This is a genomic window from Parafrankia sp. Ea1.12 (genome assembly GCF_900465275.1).
Lineage (GTDB): Bacteria > Actinomycetota > Actinomycetes > Frankiales > Frankiaceae > Parafrankia > Parafrankia soli.
The window spans coordinates 1-9,151 of sequence record NZ_UBIZ01000340.1; the positions used below are offsets into that span (position 1 = coordinate 1).

Below are 9,151 nucleotides of genomic sequence, written 5' to 3' on the forward strand. Positions count from 1 at the left end.
CCGACCGGGCCTCCGCCAGGCGGGCCGTACGCGGCGCCAGGCGGGCCGTACACGGCGCCGGGGCCCGCCGGGCCCCAGCCGTGGGCGCGGCCGGGGCCCGCCGGATGGCCCGGGGGGACGCGGTGCCGGATCTGCGGTGCGGCCCCGGCCGTGCCCGCGACGATCCGCGGGCACCAGGGCTTCATCATCTTCATGCGGTTCCGCGCCGAGCACGGACCGTTCTGCCGCACCTGCGGCACCGCGACGCTGCGCGCCATGAACGCGCGAACGCTCTGGCAGGGCTGGTGGGGCATCGCGTCGCTGTTCATCACCCCGGTGATCCTGCTGCTGAACTTCACCGAGCACTCGAAGATCGGCAAGCTGCCCCCGCCGGGGCCCGCCCTCGCCCCGCCGCTGCGGCCGGGACGCCCGCTGTTCCGCCGGCCCGAGGCCCTCGGCCTGTTGGTCCCGCTCCTCGCGCTCGCGCTGGTCGTGGCGGCGATCGCGACGAGCGACCCGAGTGAGGCGGGGGCCCGCTCCGGCGACTGCGTCCGCCGGGACGGCCAGCGGATCTCGATCGTCGACTGCGCGTCACCGCAGGCCCAGTACGTCGTCCTGACCAGGCTGGACGGCGACTCCGACGCCCGGTGCGACCTCTGGACGGAGACGACCGCGAGCTACACGCAGACCGGGCCGGGGCCTGACTTCGTCCTGTGTCTCGGGCCGGTGCCCGGCGCGGGCGCGGGGCAGCCCGACCAGAGCGCCGTGCCGGACCAGCAGGGGACGACGCGCAACGCGAGCGCTCAGGCTCCGGGGATCCCGGCCGGGTCGTCCGAACGGGGCGGGGGGTCCTCCTCCCGGGCGGGCAGCGCGTCGTCGATCTCGAAGTAGGCGGGCAGCGGCCGGCGCCCCGACAGGTGCAGGACCCGCACCAGGCGCCGGCCGGCGAGCGAGCGGACGTCGCCGACCGCGTCGTTGTGGAACTGGCGGGCCAGGGCCACCCGGGCCGCCGCCGAGTCGACGGCGCGCACCTCCTCCGGGGCGCGCTGCCCCACGGCGACGACGGCCGGGGCGCGCAGCGCCCGGCTCAGCGCGTTCTCCGCGTCCTCCGCGGTGGTGCCCAGACCGGCGCCGGCGAGCAGGGCGACATGGCCGGCCCGGGCACGCTCGGCCATGTCGGCGAGTTCGGCGAGGTCACGGCGGCGGGCGAGCTCGTGCGCCGCGTCGGCCCGGGCCATGAGCTGGACCACGAGGCCGGCGCGCGCCGCGTCGACCCGGCCGGCCAGCCGGTCGAGCCGACTCGCCAGCCAGGTCAGGTAGGTGGCGATCACCACTACGGCCACCACCACGACCACCACGACTGTCATCTCGCGCAGCGTAGTCAACCCCGGTGGACAGGTCACGGCCGGTCGGTGATATCGGCCGGCGCGGGATATCGCCGGGCACAGGACACCGGCCGGCGCCGCGATCCGGCCGCCGCGGGATACCGGCCGGCCGGCTCAGCTCTCCTCGGGGGCGGCGACCGACACCGGGCGGTCACCGGAGACCATCTCGTACACGCCGACGATGCTCTGGGCGATCACCCGCCAGTCGTACCGGGCGACGACGGCGCGGCCGCGCTCGGCCAGCCGGGCTCGCTCGGCCGGGTCCTCGATCAGCTCGGCCAGGTTCGCCGCCAGCTCCGCCGGCTCCCCCACCCCGAACAACCGCCCGGCCCGCCCGTTGTCGAGCACCCGCCGGAACGCGTCGATGTCGCTCGCGACGACCGGCGTCCCGGCCGCCATCGCCTCGAGCAGCACGATCCCGAAGCTCTCCTGCCCCGTGTTCGGGGCACAGTACACGCTGCCGGAGGCGAACACCGCGGCCTTGTCGGCCTCCGGGACGAGCCCTACCAGGTCGACCCGTCCGAGCAGCGCGGGGTCGATGCGGGAGCGCACCGCCTCGGTGTCGCCGGGGCCCGCGACCAGCAGGCGGACGTCCGGCACCTTCTCGACGAGCCTCGGGAACGCGGCCATCAGCACGTCCAGGCCCTTGCGCGGCTCGTCGATCCGGCCGAGGAACGCCACCGTCGGCGCGGTGCCGTAGCCGGGCAGTGGGCGGGCGCCCTCGAAGGCCCGCACGGCCACTCCGTTCGGGATGAGGATCGCGCCGGTGCCGAGGTGCTCCACGAGCGTGCGCCGTGCCGCCTCGGACACGGCGATCCGTGCCCGCAGCTTCTCCAGCGACGGCCGCAGCGCGCGGTGCCCCGCGGTGAGGATCCTTGACCTGGGGTTGGCGGTGTGGAAGGTCGCCACCAGCGGGCCGTCCGCGAGCATGCAGGCCAGCAGGCTGACACTGGGCGCGGTCGGCTCGTGCGCGTGCAGCACGTCGAAGTCGTGCTCGCGCAGCCACCGACGCACCCGGGCGGCCGAGACCGGCCCCATGAGCAGCCGGGCCACCGAGCCGTTGTAGGGCACCGGCACCGCGCGGCCGGCGTCCACGGCGTACGCCGGCAGCGTGGACTCGTCGTCCACCGGGGTGATCACCGAGACCTCGTGCCCGGCGTCGAGCAGCGTCTCGGCGAGGTCACGCACGTGCGCCTGGACGCCCCCGGGCACGTCCCAGGTGTAGGGGCAGGCGAGTCCGATTCTCACCGCCGGCTGCTCCTCATGACCGGTCGGGCCAGATCCGCTGGAGCATGTGCCAGTCGGACGGATGGGCGGCGATGCCGGAGGCGAACTCGTCCGCGAGCCGCTGGGTCATGGCCGGGATGTCGGTGTGCTCGACCTCGGGATGGATCCGCGCGCTCCAGCCGTCGTCGTCGAACCACAGCGTGACCGGCAGCAGGACCGCCCCGGTGCGCAGCGCGAGCGCGGCCGGCCCCGGCGGCATGGTCGCCGTCGCCCCGAAGAAGGTGACGGCAACCCCGGCGGAGCTGAGGTCGCGGTCCGCCAGCAGGCACAGGGCGCCGCCGGCGCGCAGCCGCTCGGCCAGCAGGTCCGACGGCGGTTGCGTGCCGCCGGTCAGCGGGATGACCTCCATGCCGAGCGCGGTGCGGAACCGGACGAACCGCTCGAAGAGCTCCTCGGGGCGCAGCCGCTCGGCCACCGTCGTGAACGGGATGCCGGTGGCCACCAGCCACGCCCCGGCCTGCTCCCAGTTCCCCATGTGCGGCAGGGCCAGGATGACGCCCCGGCCGGTCGCGTGCGCGCGGCGCAGCCGGTCCTCGTCGAGCACCCGCATGGCGCCGATCAGCCGGCGGGTCGGCATGTCCTGGAGACGGAAGACCTCCATCCAGTACCGCGCGTAGGAGCGCAGCGCGGACCGGGTCAGCGCGTCGAGGTCGGTGCCCGGCGGCACGACCCGGGCCAGGTTGGCGCGCAGCCGCGCCGTCCCGCGCCCGCCACGGCGGTGGGCGAGATCCGCGGCGCGGGCGAAACACCAGGCGGCGACGCGCTCGGGCAGCAGCCGGACGAGACGCCACCCCAGCACGTAGCCGAGCAGCGTCACCCGCCCCGCGGACGTCATCGACGGTCGGTTCCGATTCGCGCGGTCAGTGGCCCGGAGCGATCCGCGGCACCGCGGGCACCGGCGGCTGCGGCTGCTGTGCCAGCACGGCCTGCTGCGGCTGCTGCGGCTGCTGTGCCGGCACCGCCGGCTGCTGCGCGCCGCCCACCCCGGCCGGGGTGGGCGCGCCGTCCATGCCGCCGCCCGCGCTCATGACCGACGCGGCACCGGACGGGTCGCCGCCCGGCGAGCCGGGCTGCTCGACAGCCGGGTCGGGTGCCGGCGAGCCGGCCGGCGGGGCGAGCGTGGGCCGCCCGGACCGGACGAACTGGCGGTGCACGTGCACCACCCGCTGGCTCACGGTGAGCAGGGTAGCCCCGACCAGGAACCACAGCGCCGCGGGCAGCAAATAGGGCACGCCCAGGCCGTACAGGCCGGCGGCCACGAGCAGGATCAGCAGACGCTCGCCGCGCTCGGCGAACCCGACGTCACAGCTGAACCCCAGGCCCTCGGCGCGGGCCTTGACATACGAGGTCACGGAGCCGGCGACCAGGCAGAGCAGGGCGGCGCCCGCCAGCGGCAGCGAGTCGCCGTCGCCCGCGTACCAGATCACCAGTGACCCGAAGATCGCGCCGTCGCCGACCCGGTCGGAGGTCGAGTCCAGGAACGCGCCCCACTTGGAGGAGATGCCGCGGGCCCGGGCGATCACCCCGTCCATCAGGTCCGAGAAGACGAACAGGGTGATGACGAGCGTTCCGACGAAGAACACTCCGCGGGTGAAGAAGCCGAGGGCCCCGCCGGCCACCCCGATCGTGCCGATCACCGTCACCATGTCGGGTGACACCGACGAGCGCGCGGCCCACTGGCTCAACGGATCGAGCACCTTCTGGATCTGGGGTCGCGCCTTGCTTGCGAGCATGTCCGTCCCGTCGTCTCTGGCGTACCGCCCGGGTTGGGGCGGTCTCACAGTACCGCCGTCACGATCCGCTCATATCCGATCACGATCGGGGCTGGGGTTGTTCCCCACGTCACATCGGAGGACTCTTCGGGGTACGTACCAGTGCCCGCGGCGGACACACGACAGACACGGCGCGCAGGACCTGCCACGCAAGACCTGCCACGCAGAACACAGCACGCCCGCGGGGTACGGCCCCTCGGCCGGCCGCGGGCACCGCGAGCCAGGCGGATCCGCGCCGGCGGAGTCGCGCCGGCGCACCGGCTCCGCCGCACCCTGTTGGGAGGCCGGAATGTCAGCAACTCCGCGTGATGTGCGCAACGTGGTCCTCGTCGGGCACACCGGTGCCGGCAAGACGACCCTGCTGCGGCATCTCCTCCAGGTGGCCGAGTTCCTCGACGGGCAGCCCGCCGCCACCATGCCAGCCGCCGGCAACGGCAACGGCAGCGGCAGCGGCAGCGGCAGGAAGGGTGGCAACGGCCGCGCCAACGCCAACGGCAGAGGCGCCGGCGGCCAGGCCCGCGCCGGGGCCGACGGGGGCGCGCCCGGGGTGGGTGCCGCCGGGGGCGGCGCGGGCGCATCCCCCGGCGGAGAACCGGCCCAGCGGAGCATCTCGCTCGTCCTGGCCTCGCTGTGCCACCGTGGCCTGGCCGTGAACCTGCTGGACACCCCCGGATACCCGGACTTCGTCGGGGAGCTGCGAGCGGGCCTGCGCGCGGCGGACGCCGCCCTGTTCGTCATCAGCGCCCTCGAGGACATCGACGGGTCGACCAGGATGCTCTGGGAGGAGTGCGCGGCGGTCGGCATGCCCCGCGCGATCGCCATCACCCGGCTGGACCATCCCCGGGCCGACTTCGACGCGACCCTGCTCGCCTGCCAGGAGACTTTCGGCGCCGGAGTCCTGCCCGTCTACCTGCCCGAACCCGGCGGCGCGGAGCCGTCCCGGCTCGTCGCCCTGCTCACCGGACGGGTGATCGAGTACTCGGCCGGGACCCGCCGCGAGCAGGAGCCCCCGGCCGAGCTGACCGGCGCCGCGGGGGCGGCGCGCGGTGCCCTGGTCGAGGGGATCATCGCCGAGAGCGAGGACGAGAGCCTGCTCGAGCGGTACCTCGGCGGCGAGGAGCTCGACCCCAAGATGCTGCTCGACGACCTGGAGACCGCGGTGGCGCGCGGGTCGTTCTACCCAGTCCTGCCGCTCGCGGTACCGTCACGCGCCGCGGCCGGAGCTCGTGGCGTGCCGCCCGGCCTGGGCACCGTGGAGCTGCTCGACCTGTTCGCACACGCCTTCCCGTCCCCGCGCGAGCACCCGCTGCCCAGCCTCACCCGCCCGGACGGTTCACCGTGCCCACCGGCGGTCGGCGACCCGGCCGGGCCCCTGGTCGCCGAGATCGTCCGCACCACCACCGACCCGTACATCGGCCGGATGTCCCTCGTCCGGGTCTTCTCCGGCATCCTGCGCCCCGACGCGGCCGTACACGTCTCAGGCCACGGACGAGCGGCCGCCGGACATCCCGACCACGACGACGACGAACGGGTCGGGGCGCTCTCGCAGGCCGTCGGCATCGCGCTGCACTCGGTCGACGAGTGCGCCGCCGGCGGGATCTGCGTCATCACCCGGCTGTCCACCGCCGAGACCGGGGACACCCTCTCCGACCCGGCGGACCCGCGCCACCTGCCCGCCTGGACGATGCCGGAGCCGCTGCTGCCCGTAGCCGTGCGCGCCCCGGCCCGCTCCGACGAGAGCAAGCTGTCCGCGGCGCTGGGCCGCGTCTGCGCCGAGGACCCCACCCTGACCGTCACGCAGGACGCCGAGACCGGCCAGCTCGTCCTGTGGTCCATGGGCGAGGCCCACTGCGACGTCGTCCTGGACCGCCTGCGGGAGCGGTTCGGCGTCACCCTCGAGAAGATCCCGCTGCGGGTTCCCATGCGGGAGACGCTGCGCGGGCCGGCCGAGGGCGTCGGGCGGCTGGTGAAGCAGTCGGGCGGCCACGGGCAGTACGCGATCTGCCGCCTCAAGGTCGAGCCGCTGCCCGCCGGCAGCGGCTTCGAGTTCGTGGACGAGGTCGTCGGCGGCGCGGTCCCCCGCCAGTTCATTCCCTCGGTGGAGAAGGGAGTGCGGGCCCAGCTGGAGCGGGGGTTGGATGCCGGGTTCCCCGCCGTCGACCTGCGGGTGCGCCTGGTCGACGGGAAGGCGCACAGTGTCGACTCGTCCGACATGGCCTTCCAGGCGGCCGGCGGCCTGGCGCTGCGGGAGGCCGCGCGCGCGGCCGGCGTGGTGCTGCTCGAACCCGTCCTGGAGGTGCACGTCACCGTGCCCGACGAGCACGTCGGCGCGGTGATGAGCGACGTCTCCGCGCGGCGCGGCCGGGTCGTGGGGATGGCGCCGGTCGGCAACGGCGGCCCGGAGGTCCCGGCGCGCACCGCCATCCACGCGGAGATCCCCGCGGCCGAGATGACCCGCTACGCCGTCGACCTACGCTCCGTGAGCCACGGGACGGGCGTCTTCAGCCGCCGCCCCCTCGGTTACGAGCCGGTTCCCGACCATCTGACGGCCAGGTTCACCGAGAAGTCGTGACCCCGCACGGCCGCCCCGCGCCGGCATGACCCGCGCGGGCGCGGCTGTGCCGGACGGCGCCGGGCCCGACCCTCCCGGGTGACAGCGGGTCACCGCGGACGGCCGCCGGCCCACCCCGCGCGGGTGGGTCAGGCCGTCTGCCCGGTGCGCCGCCACGCCTGCGCAAGCAGCTCCCGCGTCTGGCCGAGCAGCGCCGGCAACACCCGGGTCGCGCCGACGACGGGCATGAAGTTCGTGTCACCGCCCCAGCGCGGAACAACATGCTGGTGCACATGGGCTGCGATTCCGGCGCCGGCCACCGAACCGAGGTTCATACCGGTGTTGAAGCCATGCGCGCCACTGGCCATCCGCAACGCGCGCAACGCGTGCTGGACGAACAACGACATCTCCACCGTCTCGTCGTAGTCCATCTCGGCATAGTCGGCGACATGGCGGTACGGCACCACCATCAAATGACCCGCGTTGTATGGATACAAATTAAGTACGGCGTATACGGACTTTCCCCGGGCGACCACAAGGCCGTCCTCGTCCGTCATCGCCACGATGGCGCAGAAGGGGCACTCGTCGTCGGGGGACCGCCCCGCCCCCTTGATGTACGCCATGCGATGCGGCGTGTAGAGACGTTGGAAGGCGTCCGGGTGGCCGACACCAGCCTGCTCGTCGACGGGCGTGCCGTCCGGCGCCGCGGTCGCGCTCACCTGCCCGGCCCCGCCGCCGACGGGATCGGCTCCCGCCAGCACCGCCCTCCGACCTGCGCCACCCTCACCACGCTGCCGCCTCCCGCGCCCCGCGAGCCCCGTCCCGCCGCCGCCGATCACCAGCCGGCCCGCCGGTACCCGTCCGAGACACCACGGTACCCACCCGCGGACCGCGCACGGGCGGCCAGTACAGGCCCGCCCGCGGCCGGCGAGACGGTCGGCCACCCGACCCGGGGTCCAGGATGAATCCCGAGGGCGCGGTACGGGGCCGCTGTCCCCGGAGCGCCTCCTGGAGCCGCACATGTCGATCGACCGCCTCCCCACCGCGGGGCACACCGGGGCGCAGGCACCGGGGCCGGGCCGGGCCACCCCGGCGTTCCTGCGCGAGCTGCTCGCCGACCCGCTCCGCCTGTTCACCCGGCTGCGCACCAGTTACGGCCCGATCGTCCGGGTGCCGGTCGGGCGCGGCGGCTTCCACCTCGTGTGCGGCCCCGACGCGGTCGAGCAGGTCCTGGTGGGCGAGCAGCGTGCCTACGCGAAGGGCCTGCGCCGGCGCACCATGCCGCCGGGCGAGGGAATCCAGCCGCTGTCCCTGCTGCTCGGTTCGGGCCTGCTCACCAGCGGCGGAGACCTCCACCGGACCCGCCGCCGGCTGATCCAGCCGATGTTCCACCGCGAGCGGATCGCCGGCTACGGCACCGCGATCTCCGAGCTGTCCCGCGCCACCGCGCTGGGCTGGGCGGACGGCTCCCGCCGCGAGGTCCACACCGACATGAGCGAGCTGACCCTCGCGGTCGTCGCCCGCACCGTGTTCGGCGTCGACGTCGACAGCGAGGTGGTCCGGCGGGTGCGCCGCGCCGTCGCCGCGAACATGCGGCTGTCCCAGCTGGCCGTTCTCCCGGGAGCCATGCGCCTGCAGCAGCACCTGCCGATCGGCCCGCTGCGAGCGGCGCGCGACTCGCGGGACGACCTCACCGCCGTGGTCATGGAGATGATCGAGCAGCGCAGATCACTCGACGCCGCCGGCTCCGACCTGCTGTCCACCCTGCTGGCCACCCGCGACGCCGACACCGGCGCCCCCCTGGACGACACCTCGATCCGCGACGAGGCGCTGACCATCCTGCTGGCCGGTCACGAGACCACCGCGAACGCGATGACCTGGGCCTACCACCTGCTCGCCACCAACCCGCAGGCCCGCGACCGGATGCACACCGAACTCGACGACGTCCTCAACGGCCGGAAACCGACCACCGCGGACCTGGCCGAGCTGCCCTACACCCGGGCCGTGTTCAGCGAGACCCTGCGCCTGTACCCACCCGCGTGGATCCTCCTGCGCCGCACGACGAGGGACGTCACCCTCGCCGGGTACCACCTGCCCGCGGACACGAACGTCCTGCTGAGCCAGTGGGTGATCCACCGGGACCCCACCTGGTGGCCCGCCCCCGAGGAGTTCCGCCC

Annotated in this window: 8 protein-coding genes; 3 read left to right on the top strand and 5 right to left on the bottom strand. The window is 74.7% G+C overall.

Features of this window, described 5'->3' with window-relative positions:
* Window positions 1-870, top strand: an 870-nt coding sequence (locus FMEAI12_RS19090) for a hypothetical protein (RefSeq protein ID WP_368672087.1), incomplete at its 5' end; no start/stop codon positions are given.
* Here FMEAI12_RS19090 and FMEAI12_RS19095 read toward each other — a convergent pair.
* The 4 genes from FMEAI12_RS19095 to pgsA all read right to left on the bottom strand — a co-directional run bounded on the left by FMEAI12_RS19095 (window position 783) and on the right by pgsA (window position 4,384).
* Window positions 783-1,346, bottom strand: coding sequence for a hypothetical protein (locus FMEAI12_RS19095; RefSeq protein WP_112107089.1), 564 nt, complete (start codon window positions 1,344-1,346; stop codon window positions 783-785). The genes FMEAI12_RS19090 and FMEAI12_RS19095 overlap by 88 nt on opposite strands.
* 132 nt (window positions 1,347-1,478) lie before the next feature.
* Complete coding sequence (locus tag FMEAI12_RS19100; protein ID WP_071061701.1) at window positions 1,479-2,612, bottom strand: glycosyltransferase family 4 protein; 1,134 nt, start codon at window positions 2,610-2,612, stop codon at window positions 1,479-1,481.
* 13 nt (window positions 2,613-2,625) lie between these two features.
* On the bottom strand, window positions 2,626-3,486 hold the full coding sequence (locus FMEAI12_RS19105) for a phosphatidylinositol mannoside acyltransferase (protein WP_071061699.1): 861 nt from the start codon (window positions 3,484-3,486) through the stop codon (window positions 2,626-2,628).
* A gap of 25 nt (window positions 3,487-3,511) precedes the next feature.
* Window positions 3,512-4,384, bottom strand: a complete 873-nt coding sequence (pgsA, locus tag FMEAI12_RS19110) for a phosphatidylinositol phosphate synthase (RefSeq protein ID WP_112107090.1) — start codon at window positions 4,382-4,384, stop codon at window positions 3,512-3,514.
* A gap of 328 nt (window positions 4,385-4,712) precedes the next feature.
* Between pgsA and FMEAI12_RS19115 the strand changes: the two genes are divergently transcribed.
* Window positions 4,713-6,995 carry an elongation factor G-like protein EF-G2 gene (locus FMEAI12_RS19115; RefSeq protein ID WP_112107091.1) on the top strand — a complete coding sequence of 761 codons (2,283 nt, stop codon included), beginning with the start codon at window positions 4,713-4,715 and terminating at the stop codon, window positions 6,993-6,995.
* A gap of 128 nt (window positions 6,996-7,123) precedes the next feature.
* On the opposite strand, the gene FMEAI12_RS19120 is transcribed toward FMEAI12_RS19115, so the two are convergent.
* Window positions 7,124-7,693, bottom strand: coding sequence for an HIT domain-containing protein (locus tag FMEAI12_RS19120; protein WP_112107092.1), 570 nt, complete (start codon window positions 7,691-7,693; stop codon window positions 7,124-7,126).
* A 301-nt stretch (window positions 7,694-7,994) separates the two neighbouring features.
* Between FMEAI12_RS19120 and FMEAI12_RS19125 the strand changes: the two genes are divergently transcribed.
* Window positions 7,995-9,151: cytochrome P450 (locus FMEAI12_RS19125; RefSeq protein ID WP_112107093.1), on the top strand; the 1,157-nt coding region annotated here is incomplete at its 3' end.